This is a genomic window from Rhodococcus sp. JVH1 (assembly GCF_000280725.2).
Lineage (GTDB): Bacteria > Actinomycetota > Actinomycetes > Mycobacteriales > Mycobacteriaceae > Rhodococcus_F > Rhodococcus_F jostii_A.
Genome location: NZ_CP166289.1, coordinates 719,064 through 736,975, shown reverse-complemented (window position 1 = coordinate 736,975; position 17,912 = coordinate 719,064). Strand labels below are relative to the sequence as shown.

General features: G+C 67.5%; 18 protein-coding genes and 2 pseudogenes. 16 read left to right on the top strand and 4 right to left on the bottom strand.

Going from position 1 to position 17,912, the window contains the following annotated elements:
- Nucleotides 1-225 precede the first annotated feature (225 nt).
- Nucleotides 226-1,156: pseudogene (locus JVH1_RS03490) on the top strand (MinD/ParA family protein); the annotation flags it as partial.
- A 34-nt stretch (nucleotides 1,157-1,190) separates the two neighbouring features.
- Here the strand turns inward: JVH1_RS03490 and JVH1_RS03485 are convergent.
- Nucleotides 1,191-1,712, bottom strand: a pseudogene (locus tag JVH1_RS03485) (M23 family metallopeptidase); the annotation flags it as partial.
- 318 nt (nucleotides 1,713-2,030) lie between these two features.
- On the opposite strand from JVH1_RS03485, the gene rpsB reads away from it, so the two are divergent.
- From rpsB to JVH1_RS03455, 6 genes are all read left to right on the top strand, one after another.
- Complete coding sequence (gene rpsB / locus JVH1_RS03480; protein ID WP_011598428.1) at nucleotides 2,031-2,933, top strand: 30S ribosomal protein S2; 903 nt, start codon at nucleotides 2,031-2,033, stop codon at nucleotides 2,931-2,933.
- Nucleotides 2,934-3,045: 112 nt separating this feature from the next.
- Nucleotides 3,046-3,873: a translation elongation factor Ts gene (gene tsf / locus JVH1_RS03475; RefSeq protein WP_005240533.1), complete on the top strand. Its 828-nt coding sequence runs from the start codon at nucleotides 3,046-3,048 to the stop codon at nucleotides 3,871-3,873.
- Between the two features lie 174 nt (nucleotides 3,874-4,047).
- On the top strand, nucleotides 4,048-4,776 hold the full coding sequence (gene pyrH / locus JVH1_RS03470) for a UMP kinase (RefSeq protein ID WP_009479740.1): 729 nt from the start codon (nucleotides 4,048-4,050) through the stop codon (nucleotides 4,774-4,776).
- Nucleotides 4,777-4,857: 81 nt separating this feature from the next.
- The gene (frr, locus tag JVH1_RS03465; RefSeq protein ID WP_005240537.1) at nucleotides 4,858-5,415 is read left to right on the top strand and encodes a ribosome recycling factor; all 558 of its coding nucleotides are present in this window, start codon (nucleotides 4,858-4,860) and stop codon (nucleotides 5,413-5,415) included.
- A gap of 28 nt (nucleotides 5,416-5,443) precedes the next feature.
- Nucleotides 5,444-6,364 (top strand): phosphatidate cytidylyltransferase, encoded by a 921-nt coding sequence (locus JVH1_RS03460; protein ID WP_009479741.1) that lies wholly within the window; start codon nucleotides 5,444-5,446, stop codon nucleotides 6,362-6,364.
- A gap of 10 nt (nucleotides 6,365-6,374) precedes the next feature.
- The gene (locus JVH1_RS03455; protein WP_009479742.1) at nucleotides 6,375-7,076 is read left to right on the top strand and encodes a class I SAM-dependent methyltransferase; all 702 of its coding nucleotides are present in this window, start codon (nucleotides 6,375-6,377) and stop codon (nucleotides 7,074-7,076) included.
- Nucleotides 7,077-7,086: 10 nt separating this feature from the next.
- On the opposite strand, the gene JVH1_RS03450 is transcribed toward JVH1_RS03455, so the two are convergent.
- Nucleotides 7,087-7,938 (bottom strand): CoA ester lyase, encoded by an 852-nt coding sequence (locus JVH1_RS03450; RefSeq protein ID WP_009479743.1) that lies wholly within the window; start codon nucleotides 7,936-7,938, stop codon nucleotides 7,087-7,089.
- Between the two features lie 83 nt (nucleotides 7,939-8,021).
- Nucleotides 8,022-8,435 carry a lipopolysaccharide assembly LapA domain-containing protein gene (locus JVH1_RS03445; protein ID WP_009479744.1) on the bottom strand — a complete coding sequence of 138 codons (414 nt, stop codon included), beginning with the start codon at nucleotides 8,433-8,435 and terminating at the stop codon, nucleotides 8,022-8,024.
- Between the two features lie 114 nt (nucleotides 8,436-8,549).
- On the opposite strand from JVH1_RS03445, the gene rlmN reads away from it, so the two are divergent.
- Nucleotides 8,550-9,659 carry a 23S rRNA (adenine(2503)-C(2))-methyltransferase RlmN gene (gene rlmN, locus JVH1_RS03440; RefSeq protein ID WP_005240549.1) on the top strand — a complete coding sequence of 370 codons (1,110 nt, stop codon included), beginning with the start codon at nucleotides 8,550-8,552 and terminating at the stop codon, nucleotides 9,657-9,659.
- 79 nt (nucleotides 9,660-9,738) lie between these two features.
- On the opposite strand, the gene JVH1_RS03435 is transcribed toward rlmN, so the two are convergent.
- Nucleotides 9,739-10,008, bottom strand: a complete 270-nt coding sequence (locus tag JVH1_RS03435) for a DUF2631 domain-containing protein (protein ID WP_009479745.1) — start codon at nucleotides 10,006-10,008, stop codon at nucleotides 9,739-9,741.
- Between the two features lie 81 nt (nucleotides 10,009-10,089).
- On the opposite strand from JVH1_RS03435, the gene dxr reads away from it, so the two are divergent.
- The 8 genes from dxr to JVH1_RS03395 all read left to right on the top strand — a co-directional run bounded on the left by dxr (nucleotide 10,090) and on the right by JVH1_RS03395 (nucleotide 17,898).
- Nucleotides 10,090-11,286 carry a 1-deoxy-D-xylulose-5-phosphate reductoisomerase gene (dxr, locus tag JVH1_RS03430; RefSeq protein WP_011598434.1) on the top strand — a complete coding sequence of 399 codons (1,197 nt, stop codon included), beginning with the start codon at nucleotides 10,090-10,092 and terminating at the stop codon, nucleotides 11,284-11,286.
- 6 nt (nucleotides 11,287-11,292) lie between these two features.
- Nucleotides 11,293-12,513 (top strand): RIP metalloprotease, encoded by a 1,221-nt coding sequence (locus tag JVH1_RS03425; RefSeq protein ID WP_016880164.1) that lies wholly within the window; start codon nucleotides 11,293-11,295, stop codon nucleotides 12,511-12,513.
- 41 nt (nucleotides 12,514-12,554) lie between these two features.
- Nucleotides 12,555-13,712, top strand: coding sequence for a flavodoxin-dependent (E)-4-hydroxy-3-methylbut-2-enyl-diphosphate synthase (ispG, locus tag JVH1_RS03420; RefSeq protein ID WP_005259330.1), 1,158 nt, complete (start codon nucleotides 12,555-12,557; stop codon nucleotides 13,710-13,712).
- 94 nt (nucleotides 13,713-13,806) lie between these two features.
- Nucleotides 13,807-14,643, top strand: coding sequence for a GNAT family N-acetyltransferase (locus JVH1_RS03415; protein ID WP_009479750.1), 837 nt, complete (start codon nucleotides 13,807-13,809; stop codon nucleotides 14,641-14,643).
- 53 nt (nucleotides 14,644-14,696) lie between these two features.
- Nucleotides 14,697-16,511 carry a penicillin-binding transpeptidase domain-containing protein gene (locus JVH1_RS03410; RefSeq protein ID WP_192817883.1) on the top strand — a complete coding sequence of 605 codons (1,815 nt, stop codon included), beginning with the start codon at nucleotides 14,697-14,699 and terminating at the stop codon, nucleotides 16,509-16,511.
- A gap of 157 nt (nucleotides 16,512-16,668) precedes the next feature.
- Nucleotides 16,669-16,974, top strand: a complete 306-nt coding sequence (locus tag JVH1_RS03405; RefSeq protein ID WP_009479752.1) for a hypothetical protein — start codon at nucleotides 16,669-16,671, stop codon at nucleotides 16,972-16,974.
- Between the two features lies 1 nt (nucleotide 16,975).
- The gene (locus JVH1_RS03400) at nucleotides 16,976-17,473 is read left to right on the top strand and encodes a GyrI-like domain-containing protein (protein ID WP_009479753.1); all 498 of its coding nucleotides are present in this window, start codon (nucleotides 16,976-16,978) and stop codon (nucleotides 17,471-17,473) included.
- A complete protein-coding gene (locus JVH1_RS03395; RefSeq protein WP_009479754.1) occupies nucleotides 17,470-17,898 on the top strand; it encodes a hypothetical protein in 429 nt (142 codons plus the stop codon). Before JVH1_RS03400 ends, JVH1_RS03395 begins: the two co-directional genes overlap by 4 nt.
- Nucleotides 17,899-17,912 lie beyond the last annotated feature (14 nt).

Here is a 17,912-nt window from a genome sequence, read left to right as displayed (position 1 = left end):
CCGCAGGCGGGCCGAACGTCCGACCGGGACACCTGGTGATCCCTGGCTTTTTGAGTGGTCGTCTGCGGGCTCGGTGTCTGGTCGAGCGGTGTCCTTGTTCGGGAACTGGGAGCCGGCCGGTAGGCGTGGACTCCTGCTTAGAGAATGTCTGGGCCGTGGCCGCGAGCGACACCGCGGCCGATCAGTGGGGCAGCAATCCTGGGACGGTCCCGCCCTGGAGCCAACCGGCATCAGGTGACCAGTCAGGATCTGGTGGCGGATGCGCTCCTCGAACGGGCACGCAAGGCGCCGAGCCGAGGGTGGCGGCGCGGACTGCACCGGCTCACCAGGGGATCGGTGAATCCGGGAGCGTCGGCAGGTGAGACGGGCGAAGCGGTACTGCTCGACCGCATCCGGCAGCCGATCCAGGGGGACTATCGAATTGCCTTCCTGTCCTTGAAGGGCGGCATCGGCAAGATGACGACCACGATCGGGCTGGGATCGACGTTCGCGTCATTGCGCGGCGACTGCGTGATCGCCGTCGACGCCAACCCCGACTTCGGGACGCTCTCGCAATGTGTGCTCCTGCAGACGCATTCGACCGTCCGTGATCCCATCGCGGCGCAGTCGACCATCCGGCGTTACTCAGATGTGCGGGGCCCACACGTCGTAGGCGCCGAGCCGTCTCGAGGTGCTCGCGAGCGAACAGGACCCGGCGATCTCCGACGACGACTACCGGCGGGTGATCGACACTGCAGGTGCACTACAACATCATCCTCACCGACTGCGGCACCGGCATCATGCATTCGGCGATGAACGGCGTTCTGCAACTCGCCAATTCCCTATGGTGCTGGTGAGCTCGCCGGCCGTCGACGGAGCCCGCAGTGCCGCCGCTCCGCTGGACTGGTTGCAGCACCACGGTTACGGGCACCTGGTCTCGCGGACGGTCGTCAAGATCAGCGCCGCCCGGCCCGGCTCGGGCACGATCGACATGACGGAACTGACCAATCACTTCCTGCTCCGGTGCCGCGCCGTGAAGGTGGTGCCGTTCGACGGGCACCTCGCCGAGGGGTCGGTGGTGGATCTGGACCTGCTGCGTCCGGCGACGAGGAAGGCGTTCGTCGAACTCGCGGCGATGGTCGCGGACGACTTCCCGGAGTCGGCAGGCAGGCACGCCGTCGCGGAGTGGCGCGAGCCACCGCGGTCGGGGGCCCCGACGGGTAGCGCCGCACCGGCGCCACGCGGACGAGCCCGAGCGGGTCGAGGTACTCACGGTCGCGGCGAAGACCCCAGTGCAGGCACGCGGCGACCAAGGTGATGCAGCGCGGGTGCCCGGGTTCGAGCGTGCCGAGGACGGTGCCACGGCCCACGCGCTGCCCGGGGGTGACCCGGGCGGTCACCGGCTCGTACGTTGTGCGGAGCCCACCCGGGTGGTCGACGGAGACGACGGGTTTGCCCGCCACCGTGCCGGCGAACACCACCACACCCGCACCTGCGGACAGGACGGCCTCGTCGGGCACGCCGCCCAGATCCACGCCGCGATGGCCGGGAAGCCAGTCGCGCTCGGGGTTGTCGAACGCCCGGACCACCCGGGGTCGTGGGTGCAGCGGCCAGTCGAATTCACCGGTCGGCGCGGCGTCGGCGGGCGGGGCGAAGAGCGCAGCGGCGGTCAGCAGCGTGGACGCCGTGGCCGCCGCCGTGAGCGCCCGCACGATCGCCCCGAATGTCGTCATGGATGGACGATCCCGCACGTCCGGGCCGATGAAGGGGTAGCGGACGAGAATGTGGATCGACTACGTTTTGTCCACAGATCCTGCGAAACCCTTGCACGCGCGGCCGCGGTGTGGCAGGGGCGGTTAGGGCGTTCGGCGTGGAGGCCGTACACTGATCGAGCGGTCTGTGCTCCCACAGTCCGACTTCGCGCGCCCGCGCAGGTTATCGGCCATCGGCTGGTCTCGCACCTCGGTGTGAGTCCGATGGTCTGCGGGCGCCAGGGTGGAGCGTCTCGAGATGCTCTGCATCAACCGGCAATGAAAGAGAGATACACAGCCATGGCTGTCGTAACAATGAAGCAGCTGCTCGACAGCGGCACGCACTTCGGTCACCAGACCCGTCGTTGGAACCCGAAGATGAAGCGTTTCATCTTCACCGACCGCAACGGCATCTACATCATCGACTTGCAGCAGACGCTGACGTACATCGACAAGGCGTACGAGTTCGTCAAGGAGACCGTTGCCCACGGCGGCACCGTCCTCTTCGTCGGCACCAAGAAGCAGGCCCAGGAATCCATCGCGGCCGAGGCCACTCGCGTCGGGATGCCCTACGTCAACCAGCGTTGGCTCGGCGGCATGCTCACCAACTTCACCACCGTCCACAAGCGTCTTCTCCGCCTCAAGGAGCTCGAGGCAATGGAGCAGACCGGTGGCTTCGAGGGTCGCACCAAGAAGGAAATCCTCATGCTCACGCGTGAGATGACCAAGCTGGACCGCACTCTCGGTGGTATCCGCGACATGGCCAAGGTCCCCTCCGCGGTGTGGGTCGTCGACACCAACAAGGAGCACCTGGCCGTTGCCGAGGCTCGCAAGCTGAACATCCCGGTCATCGCGATCCTGGACACCAACTGCGACCCCGACCTCGTCGACTACCCGATCCCGGGCAACGACGACGCCATCCGCAGCGCCGCCCTGCTCACCAAGGTCGTCGCATCCGCAGTGGCCGAGGGCGTGCAGGCCCGTGCCGGACTGAGCGCCGACAAGGACGCGAAGCCCGAGGCCGGCGCCGGCGAACCCCTCGCCGAGTGGGAGCAGGAACTGCTCTCGCAGGCCGCGCCCGCCGCTGAGGCCGCGCCCGCCGCTGAGGCAGCGCCCGCCGCAGAGGCCGCTCCCGCAGCTGAGGCACAGGCGGCTCCGGCTGCCGAGGCCCCCGCAGCAGAGGCACCCTCCACCGAGGCCTGATCCGATGCACACGGCCCTGACCAGAGATCTTTTGGTCAGGGCCGTTTCACGGTCTGGTCCGAGTACTACCCTGACTTACGTCCCGACAGACATATGAGGAGGCTCGCTCACCATGGCGAACTACACCGCCGCTGACGTCAAGCGGCTCCGCGAGCTCACCGGCTCCGGAATGATGGCCTGCAAGAACGCTCTCGCTGAGGCCGAGGGTGACTTCGACAAGGCTGTGGAGCAGCTGCGCATCAAGGGCGCCAAGGACGTGGGCAAGCGTGCCGAGCGCACCACGGCCGAGGGCCTGGTCGTTTCCAAGGACGGCGTCCTGCTCGAGCTCGACTGCGAGACGGACTTCGTCGCGAAGAACGAGGACTTCCTGAAGCTCGCCGAGTCGATCGTCACGGTCGCCGCGGCAGCGAAGCCCGCCGACGTCGACGCGCTCAAGGCGCTCGACCTCGACGGCAAGACGGTCGATACCGTCATCCAGGAGCAGTCCGCGAAGATCGGCGAGAAGCTCGTCCTGAGCAAGATCGCCTCGTTCGACGGACCGGTCGCGGTCTACCTGCACAAGCGCAGCGCCGACCTGCCGCCCGCCGTCGGCGTCCTCGTCGAGTACACCGGTGAGGGTGACGCTGCTGCGGAGGCCGCTCGCGGTGCCGCCATGCAGGTCGCGGCGCTCAAGGCCAAGTACGTCACGCGCGACGAGGTCCCCGAGGACATCGTCGCCAACGAGCGTCACATCGCCGAGGAGACCGCTCGCGCCGAGGGCAAGCCGGAACAGGCTCTGCCGAAGATCATCGAAGGCCGCGTCAACGGCTACTTCAAGGACGTCGTGCTGACCGAGCAGTCCTCGGTGCAGGACTCCAAGAAGTCCGTCAAGGCGATCCTCGACGAGGCCGGCGTCACCATCAAGCGCTTCGTTCGCTTCGAGGTCGGTGCTTCGAGCTAGTCGTGTGAGTCGTATGGCCCCGTCGGACGAGTGCGCTCGCCCGGCGGGGCCTACGTATACCGCCACCGTCCTGATGAGGCAGGATGAAGATGGCCGTCTGAATGGGTCGAGTAGGCGCGTGGGTGCGCTCGGCCGCTGTCGAAATCGACGAGTGCTGTGGAACTGAGGAGAGCAATGTCCGAACCAGCCAACGAACGTACGGGATTCCATCGAGTCCTTCTCAAACTCGGCGGAGAAATGTTCGGTGGTGGCAAGGTCGGCCTCGACCCCGACGTCGTGACCAAGGTCGCGGAACAGATCGCCGAGGTCGTACGGTCTGGGGTGCAGGTGGCGGTCGTCATCGGCGGCGGCAACTTCTTCCGTGGTGCGGAACTGCAGCAGCGAGGTTTGGACCGCGCGCGGTCCGACTACATGGGCATGCTCGGCACCGTGATGAATTGCCTTGCTCTGCAGGACTTCCTGGAGAAAGAGGGCATCGACAGCCGCGTGCAGACGGCGATCACGATGGGGCAGGTGGCGGAGCCCTACATTCCGCTGCGCGCCCAGCGGCACCTCGAGAAGGGCCGCGTCGTGATCTTCGGCGCCGGCATGGGCATGCCCTACTTCTCGACCGACACGACCGCCGCGCAGCGCGCACTCGAGATCGGCGCCGAGGTCGTCTTGATGGCCAAGGCCGTCGACGGCGTGTTCACCGCGGACCCGAACCTCGACCCGACCGCGACGATGTACGCGCAGATCACGCACCGTGAGGTCATCGAACAGGGACTCAAGGTCGCCGACGCGACGGCGTTCAGTCTCTGTATGGACAACGAGATGCCGATCATGGTGTTCAATCTGCTGACCGAGGGGAATATCGCTCGGGCAGTGTCCGGTGAGAAGATCGGAACGCTCGTCAAGTCATGACGCGAGTGACACGCTCGACACCGGGTTTTCTCGAAATAGAGGCAGTGACGAATCGATGCAGAACGACATGGAGGAACAGCCGTGATTGATGAAGCTCTCTTCGAAGCCGAGGAGAAGATGGAGAAGGCTGTCACGGTGGCCAAGGACGATCTCGGATCGATCCGCACGGGTCGCGCGAATCCTGGCATGTTCAATCGCATCGGAATCGACTACTACGGCGCGTTCACCCCGATCACGCAGCTCGCCAGCATCAACGTGCCGGAAGCGCGACTGGTCGTCGTCAAGCCGTACGAGGCCTCGCAGCTCGGCGCCATCGAGACGGCGATCCGGAACTCCGACCTGGGCGTGAACCCGTCCAACGACGGAAACCTGATCCGCATCTCCGTTCCCCAGCTCACCGAGGAACGCCGCCGCGAACTGGTCAAGCAGGCCAAGTCCAAGGGCGAGGACGCGAAGGTGTCCGTGCGCAACGTGCGGCGCAAGGCGATGGACGAGCTGTCCCGGATCCAGAAGGACGGCGAGGCCGGCGAGGACGAGGTCGGTCGGGCCGAGAAGGAACTCGACAAGACGACCGCCCGGTACGTCGCGCAGGTCGACGAACTGGTGAAGCACAAGGAAGCCGAGTTACTGGAAGTTTAGTCACGAGACGAGGAGTGGATCGGGGACAGTGACCGTGCCAGCAGAACACGGGACCCCAGGGGGACCCATCTCCGAGGGTGACCCCTCGGAACCGGTCTCCGAGGGTGCGCCGGAGGCGGCCCCGGCCGCGAAGTCGAAGGCCGGGCGTAACCTTCCTGCCGCGATCGGCGTGGGCGTCGGTCTCGGCGTCGCGCTGATCCTGATCCTCGTCTACGTGCCGCTGGTATGGATCGGCGTGGTGGCCGTCGCGATGGCAGTCGCCACGTGGGAGGTCACCAAGCGCCTGCGTGAGACCGGGATCAGCGCCCCCCGGATCCCGCTGCTCGCCGGCGGCCAGGCGATCCTGTGGCTGGGGTGGCCGTTCGGCCCGGTCGGGGTGCTCAGCGCCTTCGCGGGGACGGTGCTGGTCTGCATGGTCTGGCGCCTGTTCGACCACGGGCTGAAGGCGACACCCCAGAATTTCCTCCGGGACACCGCGATCACCGTGTTCGTCGCCTCCTGGATTCCGCTGCTGGCGTCGTTCGCCGTGCTGATGGTGTTGCAGGACGACGGCGCCGGGCGCGTGTTGTGCCTGATGATCGGTGTGGTCTGCTCCGATGTGGGCGGCTACGCGGCGGGTGTGCTGTTCGGCAAGCATCCGATGGTGCCGGCGATCAGCCCCAAGAAGTCGTGGGAAGGGTTCTTCGGTTCGCTGCTGTTCTGCGTCATCGGCAGCCTGCTCACGGTCACCCTGATCCTCGACGAGAACTCGATGATCGGCGTGCTCCTCGGTGTGGTCCTTGTGGTCACCGCCACGCTCGGCGATCTGATCGAATCCCAGGTCAAGCGAGAGCTTCGCATCAAGGACATGGGCACCCTGCTCCCCGGGCACGGTGGGATCATGGACCGTCTCGATTCCCTGCTGCCGTCGGCGTTCGTGACGTGGCTGGTGCTCACGGTCCTCGTCTGACCGCCCTGCCGTGACCATCCCCAGCCCGAACATCTGGCACTGGCCGGAGTGGTACGAGGTCGAGAATCGCGCCCAGGACGTGGACGGTGCGATCTTCCGTCACCTGCGTGGGGCCGTGGACTGGGCGGGCGGCACCGTCGCCGACGTGGGCTGCGGGTCCGGCTTCCATCTCCCGGTCTTCGCCGAGTCCGCGTCCGCGGTCTACGGAATCGAACCGCATCCGCCGCTGCTGGAGCGTGCCCGCACCCGCGTGGGGCACCTGCCGAACGTCCGCGTGATCGAGGGCTCGGCCGAGGGCATACCCCTGGGCGACGCGAGCGTGGACGTCGTGCACGCGCGGACCGCCTATTTCTTCGGTCCCGGCTGCGGCCGCGGAATCTGTGAGGCGATGCGGGTGCTGCGCCCGGGCGGCGCGCTCGTGGTGGTCGATCTCGACGCCACGGCCCATCCCTACGGCGAATGGATGCGGGCAGACCTGCCGCAGTACAACCCGGCGACCGTCGAGGCCTTCTTCGCGGCGCAGGGGTTCGACATGGTGCGCGTGGAGACGCAATGGCGATTCCCGGATCGGGAATCGCTGCGCGGAGTCCTCGGTATCGAGTTCACCGTGAAGACGGCGTCGAAGGCGTTCGCGCAGACACCCGGCGTGGCTCTCGACGTGCGTTACCGCGTGCACGTCCGCCGAAAGCCCGCCGGGCTGCAGATTCTCTGACCGGCGTTGTCTACCGCGGCGCGATGTGGAACAGCTTCGCGAGCGCGTTGATCTTCTTGGCTTTCGCCAGCTTGGGGAGGTCGCTGCCGTCCCGGACACGGGAGCCGTCCTCGCCGAGGTCCGCGATCACGTCGAGCGCCCATTCGGCCTCGGCCGGGGACGGGCTCAGTGCGTCGTTGACCGGCGCCGTCTGCGCGATGGTCATGCACAGCTTCCCGGTCATGCCCATCGACAAGGTCAGCGCCGACGCCCGGACCAGGGCGTCGACGTCGGTGCCGAGGGTGGGGCCGTCGATCGGCGGTGCGATCCGGGCCGCCCGGCTGGCGACCGTCAGCCGGGAGCGGGGGTAGGCCATCGCCAGCGGCGAATCGTCCATCCCGGTGTCGCGGCGGAAGTCGCCGCTGCCGAACGCGAGCCGGAACGTGGCCTCCGTCCGGGCGATCTCGGGCGCGGCCTCGAGTCCCATCGCGGATTCGACGAGGGCGAGCACCTTCGTGCCCTCGGGGAGCCGCTCGGCGGTGGCGTCGACCTGGATTCCACTCTCGGTCTTGGCGAGCATGACGCCCTCGAGCCCGGGAACACCGTTCAGGGCGGCCAGGTCGTCCGCCCAGTAGGGGGTGGTCGCGTCGTTGATCCGCACCCACGCGCGCCGGTGCTCGCCGAGCCAGGCGACGACGTCGGCGCGGGCCCGGGGTTTGAGGTCGGGGGTGACGGCGTCTTCGAGGTCGAGAATCACGGCGTCGGCGGCGCTGGCACGGGCCGCCTCGAAACCCTCGGGTTTGCCGGCGGGAACCAGCAGCCAGGATCGTGCTTGTTCAGCCGTGATACGCGGTGCCACAGTCGTCTCCATGTCGGCCTTCACAGTCGTGCCGTTCCGGTGATATCCACGACAGTAATTCTGCTCGCTCAGCGTCTGCGCAATCCACTTGCGTAACTATTGTTCAGTTAGAAATTACTGTTCAGGCGCCGCTGCCGGTTCGCGGCCCGGCGGATCTGGATGATGCGGACACCGCCCGCGAGGGCCATGATCACCGCGCCGGCGATCGCCGCGAACAACAGTGTGACCCCCAGTGGGAGGGTGAATTCCCAGACGAACATTTCGAGGGTCACGCTGTCGAGGTTCTGCAGGATGAACACGAGAAGCAGTACCAGAACGACGATTCCGATCACCAGACCGGTCCACGTGGCGCCCACCCGCGTGTGCTTGATGCCCTTGCGGCGTGCGACGTCGGGATGCTCGGTGCCCTCCGGTGCGGTGTCGGGGTGCGGCGGGTCGGTGGGCGCCGGACCGGTGCCGGGGCCGCGGCCGACGGGGACGTCCGGAGGGAAGTTCGTGGGGTCGTCCGGTGTTGTCGACATAAGTTGATCTTCACCCACCTGGGCGGGATCTGCATGCGCATCGGGCGGCGAAACGACGTCGATCAGGCATCCGCGCGACAACGACCCTCGAATCAATGGGACAATGGAGAAACTATGGCTGTCTCGCTTCCCCTCGTTTTCACCGCGCCCCGGCGTGGGATGCCGCCCAAGCATCTCGCGGACCTCGACTCCGCCGAGCGGCGGGAGGCCGTCAAGGAGCTGGGTCTGCCCGGGTTCCGGGCCGACCAGCTGGCCCGGCAGTACTACGCGCGGCTCGAGGCGGATCCGGAGAAGATGACCGATCTTCCCGCCGCCGTGCGCGAGCAGGTGGGCGCGGCCCTGTTCCCGACGCTGCTGACCCCGGTCAAGCACCTGGCTTGCGACGGCGGCGACACCCGCAAGACGCTCTGGAAGGCGAACGACGGGACGCTGCTCGAAAGCGTCCTCATGCGCTATCCCGACCGCGCGACGCTATGCATCTCCAGCCAGGCGGGGTGCGGAATGGCGTGCCCGTTCTGCGCGACCGGTCAGGGCGGTTTGCAACGCAACCTGTCGACTGCCGAGATCGTCGACCAGGTGCGTGCCGCCGCGGCCGCTCTGCGCGACGGCGACGTCCACGGCGGTCCGGGCAGGTTGTCGAACGTCGTCTTCATGGGGATGGGGGAGCCGCTCGCCAACTACAAGCGAGTGGTCGCCGCCGTCCGTCGCATCACCTCACCCGCCCCCGACGGCCTCGGGTTGTCGCAGCGCTCCGTGACGGTGTCGACGGTGGGTCTGGCGCCCGCGATCCGCAAGCTCGCCGACGAGGACCTCAGCGTCACGCTGGCCGTGTCTCTGCACACCCCGGACGACGAACTGCGCGACACCCTGGTCCCCGTGAACAACCGCTGGTCGGTCGCGGAGGTCCTCGACGCCGCCCGCTACTACGCGGACAAGTCCGGCCGCCGCGTCTCGATCGAGTACGCGCTGATCCGGGACGTGAACGATCAGCCGTGGCGCGCCGACCTGCTGGGCAAGAAGCTGCGCAAGGCGCTCGGGCCGCTGGTGCACGTGAATCTGATCCCGCTGAACCCCACGCCGGGCAGTGAATGGGATGCGAGCCCGAAGCCGGTGGAGAAGGAATTCGTCCGGCGCGTGCTGGCGCAGGGTGTGTCCTGCACCGTCCGGGACACCCGCGGCCAGGAGATCGCCGCCGCCTGCGGGCAGCTCGCCGCCGAGAACTGAGCTCCCACCGAACAGGCCGAAACGACGAAACCCCTCGTTCCCGAGTGATCGGGGCGAGGGGTTCGTTCGTGGTTCGGTGTTACCGGGGCTTACGCCGCAGGACGATGTCGCGAACGAGGATCGCGACCATCAGGGCCGCGCAGCCGATCAGCCACAGGTCCTCGACCAGGCCGGTGTGGTTGCCGATGATCATGAGCAGCAGGAACACGGCGAAGAACCATCCGAAGAACCGGAACGTCTTCGGCGCCTCACCGCTCCAGCCCCATGCTGCCGACGGGACCTCCGCGGTGTCGACGTGTGCGGCCACGATGGGGTCGCTGGACGAGGGCTCCAACTGGGTACCGGCCACGATCGATCCTCCTGCAGATTCGGTTGCGCTACTCGACATATCGTGACATACGACCGCCCGTCGTATGTAGCGGGGCCATCCATGGCGGGCGGTCCGCATTTCATCAGGAAGAATGGGTGGGTGGATGAAAACAGGCCCACTCGCGTCCTGCTGCTCGGCAGCACAGGTTCGATCGGTACCCAGGCGTTGGAGGTGGTGGCCGCCAACCCGGACAAGTTCACGGTGGTGGGACTCGCGGCCGGTGGCGCAAACGTCGAACTGCTGGACCGGCAGATTCGTGAGACGGGTGTGTCCTCCGTCGCAGTCGCGGATCCGTCGGCGGCCGCATCGCTGGCTCGGCCCGGCGTGCTGAGCGGACCGGACGCCGTCACCGAACTGGTGCGGACCACCGAAGCGGACGTCGTGCTCAACGCTCTCGTCGGTTCGCTGGGACTGGAGCCGACCCTGGCCGCGCTCGAGTCCGGTGCGCGGCTCGCCCTCGCCAACAAGGAGTCGCTCGTCGCCGGCGGGCCCCTCGTGACAGCAGCGGCGGCTCCGGGGCAGATCGTGCCGGTGGACTCCGAGCACTCCGCGCTGGCCCAGTGTCTGCGGGGCGGCAGCGCGGACGAGGTGGACCGGCTGGTTCTCACCGCCTCGGGTGGACCGTTCCGCGGCTGGACGGCCGATCGGCTCGAATCGGTGACACCCGAGCAGGCCGGTGCCCACCCGACGTGGTCGATGGGGCCGATGAACACGCTGAACTCCGCGACACTCGTCAACAAGGGGCTCGAACTGATCGAGACCCACCTGCTGTTCGGCGTCGACTACGACCGGATCGACGTCACCGTTCACCCGCAGTCCATCGTGCACTCGATGGTCACGTTCACCGACGGGTCGACGCTGGCGCAGGCCAGCCCACCCGACATGAAACTTCCGATCGCCCTGGCGCTGGGCTGGCCGCACCGCATCGCAGGCGCCGCCGCGGCCTGCGACTTCAGCACGGCGTCTACCTGGGACTTCGAGCCTCTCGACTCGCAGGTTTTCCCCGCCGTCGACCTCGCCCGCGAGGCAGGCAAGGGTGGGGGATGCCTCACCGCGGTCTACAACGCTGCGAACGAAGTCGCGGCTCAGGCATTCTTGGACGGGATCATCCGGTTCCCGCGCATCGTCCGCACCGTCGCCTCCGTGCTGTCCGAGGCGGACGAGTGGTCGGCGCCACCGGCTACCGTGGAAGACGTACTGGCCGCCGACGGCTGGGCACGTGAGCGAGCACGTCAGCTCGTGAAGCAGGAAGGCTAGAACTGCATGGTGTTCGCAGTGGGCGTTGTTCTCTTCGCCCTCGGGATCGCGCTGTCGATCGCACTTCACGAAGCGGGGCACATGTGGGTGGCGCAGGCCACCGGCATGAAGGTCCGCCGATACTTCATCGGTTTCGGACCCAAGGTCTTCTCCTTCCGGCGCGGTGAGACCGAGTACGGGCTCAAGGCGCTCCCGCTCGGCGGGTTCTGCGACATCGCCGGGATGACGGCGCTGGACGAACTCGAACCGGACGAAGAAGACCGGGCCATGTACAAGAAGCCGACGTGGAAGCGCCTCGCGGTGATGTCCGGCGGCATCGGCATGAACTTCGTCCTCGGGCTCGTGCTGGTCTACGTCCTCGCCGTCGGGTGGGGGCTGCCCGACCTCAACCGGTCCACCGACGCGGTCGTCGGCTCGGTCGGGTGCGCGGCGCCCACCCAGGGGCCCGGCCCCGACTACGCCCTGTCCGAGTGCACCGGTCCGGGCCCCGCCGAGCAGGCGGGCATCCGGACCGGCGACGTCATCACCGCGGTCGACGGCAAGGACACGCCCACGTTCGCCGACGTGGCCGCCGCCACGCGTTCGCTGTCCGGTCCGGTGGACTTCACGATCGAGCGGGACGGCGAAGAGCAGACGATCGTCGTCCCGGTCCAGCAGGTGCAGCGCTGGGTCCAGGAGGAGGGGGAGACCGAACCTCACGAGGCGACCGTCGGCGCGATCGGCGTCGGCGCGACACCGAGCGTCGTCGAGCACTCGGCCCTCTCGGCGGTGCCCGCTTCGCTCGAGTTCACCGGTGACATGTTCGTGATGACCGCCGAGCGGCTGGTGCAGATGCCGAGCAAGGCCGTCGACCTGTGGCACGCGGTGACGGGCGGAGAACGCGACCCGGAGACCCCGATCTCCGTGTACGGCGCCAGCGTCATCGGCGGCCAGATCGCCGAACAAGGCATCTGGGAAGCGTTCGTGCTGCTGCTCGCGAGCCTGAACTTCTTCCTCGGGATGTTCAACCTCCTGCCCCTGCTGCCGCTCGACGGCGGGCACATGGCGGTCACCGTGTACGAGCGGGTCCGGGACTGGTTCCGCAGCAGGCGCGGACTGCCCAGCGGGGGACCCGTCGACTACATGAAACTTCTGCCCGTCACCTATGTGGTGATCGTCATAGGCGGCGCATACATGCTCCTCACCCTGACCGCCGACATCGTCAACCCGATCAAGCTCTTCCAGTGATCGCTAAACTCGGACTTGAAGCTACGAAAGAAGGCACCCACGTGACCAGCCCTGTCGGATTGGGTATGCCCGAAGGCCCGGCCGCCGTTCTCGCACCCCGCCGCAAGACTCGCCAGCTCCAGGTCGGAACTGTCGGTGTCGGCAGCGACTTCCCGGTATCCGTGCAGTCGATGTGCACCACCAAGACCCACGACGTCAACGCCACCCTGCAGCAGATCGCCGAACTCACGGCGTCCGGTTGCGACATCGTCCGCGTCGCCTGCCCGCGGCAGGAGGACGCCGACGCGCTCGCGACCATCGCGAAGAAGAGCCAGATCCCGGTCATCGCCGACATCCACTTCCAGCCCCGGTACATCTTCGCCGCCATCGAGGCGGGTTGCGCCGCCGTGCGCGTGAACCCCGGCAACATCAAGGAGTTCGACGGACGCGTCAAGGAGGTCGCGAAGGCCGCGGGCGACGCCGGTATCCCGATCCGCATCGGCGTCAACGCCGGTTCCCTCGACCCGCGGCTGATGCAGAAGTACGGCAAGGCCACGCCGGAGGCGCTCGTCGAGTCCGCCCTGTGGGAGGCGGGACTGTTCGAGGAACACGGGTTCGGCGACATCAAGATTTCGGTGAAGCACAACGACCCGGTGATCATGGTCGAGGCCTATCGGCAGCTGGCGGCGCAGTGCAACTACCCGCTGCACCTCGGGGTGACCGAGGCCGGTCCGGCGTTCCAGGGCACGATCAAGTCGGCGGTGGCGTTCGGCGCGCTGCTGGCCGACGGCATCGGCGACACCATCCGGGTGTCGCTGTCCGCCCCGCCCGCCGAGGAGATCAAGGTCGGCACGCAGATCCTGCAGTCGCTGAACCTGCGGCCCCGCAAGCTCGAGATCGTGTCCTGCCCGTCGTGCGGGCGCGCGCAGGTCGACGTGTACACGCTCGCCGACGAGGTCACCGCCGGTCTCGAGGGCATGGAGATCCCGCTGCGCGTGGCCGTCATGGGGTGCGTCGTCAACGGTCCCGGTGAGGCCCGCGAGGCCGACCTGGGTGTCGCGTCCGGCAACGGCAAGGGGCAGATCTTCGTCAAGGGCAAGGTCATCAAGACCGTGCCGGAGGCGCAGATCGTCGAAACCCTCATCGAGGAAGCGATGCGGATCGCCGAGGAGATGGAGGGTGATGCGACGTCCGGATCACCCGTCGTGACGGTCAGCTGAGTCGGCGCAGGCAGCGGGCAACGAAACGTCTCCCGTTTCCGGCGAGTTCATGGCAATCTGGTGGGCAGGTCCACTAGCTGACAAGGTTGGGTAGATGCTCAAGCTCCTCGGTGCCAAACAGTTGAGCAGTCGGGACGCAGCACACGTGCTCCGCGTTCTCGACGCCGATCCTGTCGCCGCCTGCATGGTTGCCGCTCGCGTAGAAGAGGGCGGCGTCGATCCCCGGATGATCCACGGAGAGTTGTGGAGTCGGGGCGGGCCGCTCGAATCGTTGTGCTTCTCGGGCGCGAATTTCGTGCCGCTGCGCGGCAGCATCGACGACATGCGGGCGTTCGCCGACCGAGCCTGTCGCACCCCGCGCATGTGTTCGTCGCTGGTCGGCCGGGCCGAACTGACGTTGCCGCTGTGGGAGATGCTCGAGATGGATTGGGGGCCTGCCCGCGAGGTCCGGCCCGACCAGCCGCTGCTGGCGCTGGCGAGTACCCCGCAGTGCCGCCCGGATCCATTGGTCCGGCAGGTGCGGATGCACGAACTCGAGCAGTACCTGCCTGCCGCGGTCGCGATGTTCATCGAAGAGGTCGGCATCGACCCCCGCGCCAACGACGGCGGACGAGGGTACCGGCGCCGCGTCGCCAATCTCATCGCCGCCGGCCGGGCGTGGGCCAGATTCGACGACGGTCAGGTGGTGTTCAAGGCCGAGGTCGGATCGGTGTCCTCGCGGGTGGGGCAGATCCAGGGCGTCTGGGTGCATCCGATGTATCGCGGGCACGGGTTCGGGGCGGCGGGTACCGCGACGGTCGCGGAGGCCGTCATCGCCGAGGGCCGCATCGCCAGCCTCTACGTCAACAGCTTCAACACGGTGGCCCGCAGCGCGTACGCGCGCATCGGCTTCAGCCAGGTCGCGACGTTCGCCACAATTCTCCTGGACTGACTCGCTGTCCGCCTACCGTGTCGGCGGTGTCCGCCGACATACCATGGGCGGCGATGAACCTGCGGCCATATTCTCGCTTACGCGTCGTCCAGTCGATCGCCCTGTGCGGCGCCGCGGTGCTGACGGTGGGTCTCACGGCGTGTACGCCGAGACCGGACGGTCCGGAACCGGCCGCGCAGGCGTTTCTGACGGCCTTCGCCGAGCAGGACTCGGAGCAGGCCGCCGATCTGTCGGACCGCCCCGACGTCGCCCGCCAGGCCCTCGAGTCCGCGTGGACATCGCTGCAGGCCGAGTCTCTCGACGCCCGGACGACGGACGTCCACGTCAGCGGTGACACGGCCACCGTCGGGTACACGTACGAATGGCATCTGCCGAAGGACCGGGTATGGACGTATTCGGGTGAACTCCAGATGGGGCGGCGCGGCGGCGACTGGGCCGTGCGGTGGAGTTCCACCAACGTCCATCCCCGGCTGGGTGATCGGCAGACGATGTCGCTGCGGTCCACTGCCGCGCCGCGGGCGCGGGTCAACGAGCATTCCGGGTCGGACGTCCTGGTGCCCGGAGTGGTGTACCGCGTGAAGTTCGATGCGGCGCAGTCGGGCAACGTGATCGGCAGTGCCCAGTCCCTGGCGTCGGCGCTCGCCACGTTCGACAACACGCTCACTGCGCAGTCGATCGCCGAATCGGCGACGGCGGTGAAGGGCGACTACCTCGTCACGAGGCTGCGGTCGGACGACTACGAACAGGTCGCCGGCGTGCTCGGCGCCATTCCCGGGGTGAGCGTGTCCGACGAGGCGGATCTCGTGGCCACCGACCGGAACTTCGCACCCGATCTGGTCGGTCAGGTGAAGAAGACCGTGATCGACGAGGTCGACGGCAAGGCCGGCTGGAGTGTGGTGACGGTCAACCAGAACGGGGTGGACACGGACGTGCTCACCGAGACGGCGCCGCAGACCTCCCCGTCGTTCTCGATCAGCCTCGACCGTCCCATTCAGATCGCGGCGCAGAACGCCGTCAATGCTCGCACCGATCAGACGATGATGGTCGTCATCCAGCCGTCGACCGGCGACGTCCTGGCCGTAGCGCAGAACAAGGCCGCGGACAGGGACGGACCGGTCGCGCTCACCGGCCTGTATCCGCCCGGTTCGACGTTCAAGATCATCACCGCAGGCGCCGCGATCTCCTCGGGCATCGCGACCCCCCACACGATGGTGCCGTGTCCGGGACGCATCGAGATCGGTGAGCGCAGCGTCCCGAACTACAACGAATTCGCGCTCGGCACCGTGCCGATGGCGACGGCGTTCGCCCGATCGTGCAACACGTCGTTCGCGAAACTCGCCAGCGAGATGCGGCCCGACGCACTGACGGTCGCGGCGTCGCAGTACGGAATCGGGCCCGACTACGAAGTGGTGGGCCTGCCGACCGACTCGGGTTCGGTGCCGCCGGCGGAGGACCTGGTGCAGCGAACCGAGGACGGGTTCGGGCAGGGCAAGGTGGTGGTCAGCCCGTTCGGGATGGCGTTGGCCGCCGCGACCATCGCACACGGTTCGACGCCCGTGCCGCGGTTGATCGCCGGACGGGAAACCACGATCGACGGCGAGCATCCTCAGATCAGCCCGGAGATGGTCGACGGGCTGCGCGGCATGATGCGTCTCGTGGTGACGAGCGGTACGGCGGAGCGGATCGAAGACCAGGGCGAGGTGTACGGCAAGACGGGTGAGGCGGAGGTCGAGGGCGGTTCGCACGCCTGGTTCGTCGGTTACCGCGGCGACCTCGCGTTCGCGACGCTGGTGGTGCGCGGTGGCAGTTCCGACAACGCCGTCGCCGTCACCCGCGACATGTTCGCCGCGCTGCCCGAGGGGTACTGACACCGACGCTGTCCACCGATCGGGGGACGCGGAATTCATCCTGTTCAGGGGCTGATCGGTGGACAGACGCTGCCGCCGGGGCGGTCCATAGTTGGTTGCAGACGAAAGAACCCGCACAGCCGGGATCGAAAAGCCAACGTGGACAGGAAGTCGGACCATGACCATCAGTGCGGAAATGAACCGCGTGGAGACAGCGAACGGCGCCCGGAGGGTGTTGTTCGTCGGGCGCCCGGGCGCCGGCACCGAGCTGACGCGGTGGGTTGCATTGCGGCAGTGGGCTTCCGACCGCGGAATGGAATCGATCAGCGAATGTGAGGGCGACGTCGTCTGCGCGATCGCGACCGAGGACGTCCTGGACGGACTCTGTTCGCCATCCGATGCGATGGCGATGCAGCTGGCGCGGGCTCGAGGGGTGCCCTGCGTCGGCGTTCGCGACGCACACGTTCTCGAGGATGCGATCTGACATGGGGTTCGAGATCATCGAACGCGGCGAGACCCTGGTGGCCGGTCTGCCCGTGCGAAGCCCCCAGCGGGCGTTGGGGAAATTGAGCGACCCTCGCCTGGACCGCGCATGGACGCGGGTGCTCCACCACGAGGTCCGGGGACCGCTCGCGTCCACCTACATCGACTTCGCTCCCGACGTCGAGTCCTATTACACCCAGATCGTCGGGTACGAGTGCGCGACGGTGGACGACGCCACACGGGGTCACGTCATTTCGCGGATACCGCCCGGCACGTACGCCAAGTTCTCTTCGCGGGGAATGTTTCCCGACGTGATGCTGCGGCTGTGGGCGCAGGTCAGCGAGGCGGAGACGAACAGCGACATCGAGCGGACGTACACCGGCGACCTCGAAGCGTATCCCCACGCCTATGCCGTGGATCTGTACATTCCGATCCACGTGTACGAGTCCGGGGCGCCGTCGAGCGTAATGGGGTCGAGTGCGATGGGTGAGAAGCGATGATCGAGATCGTCAAGAGGCAGGCCGAATCGTTTGTGGGCCTGACCATTCCCGAAGGCAAACCCGGACGTCCCGGGCCGGGCCGGGAACTCGTCGACTACACGCTGGAGCGGATCAGGGATCGGGGGAGCTCCGAGATCTTCGTCGTCTACGCGGCGTCCCCGCCGCCGCGCACGTTCACGGTCGTCGTCGGATACCCGTGCGATTCGACCGACAAGATGGAGCCCGGCGACGTCCTGGTCGGCGTGCGTTCCGGCTATTTCGCCCGATTCTGTTGCGAGGACGAATCGGAACCGGACGCGCTCGCCGAGACGTGGAGCGTCGCCGACTACGCGGCGGCGCGCGGCCGGATCGAACGCGCCTTCGCGGAAGACCTCGAGGTGCATCATCCGGACGGGTCCGTCGAACTGTTCCTCTCGCTGTACTGAGCGGCGAGAGGGCG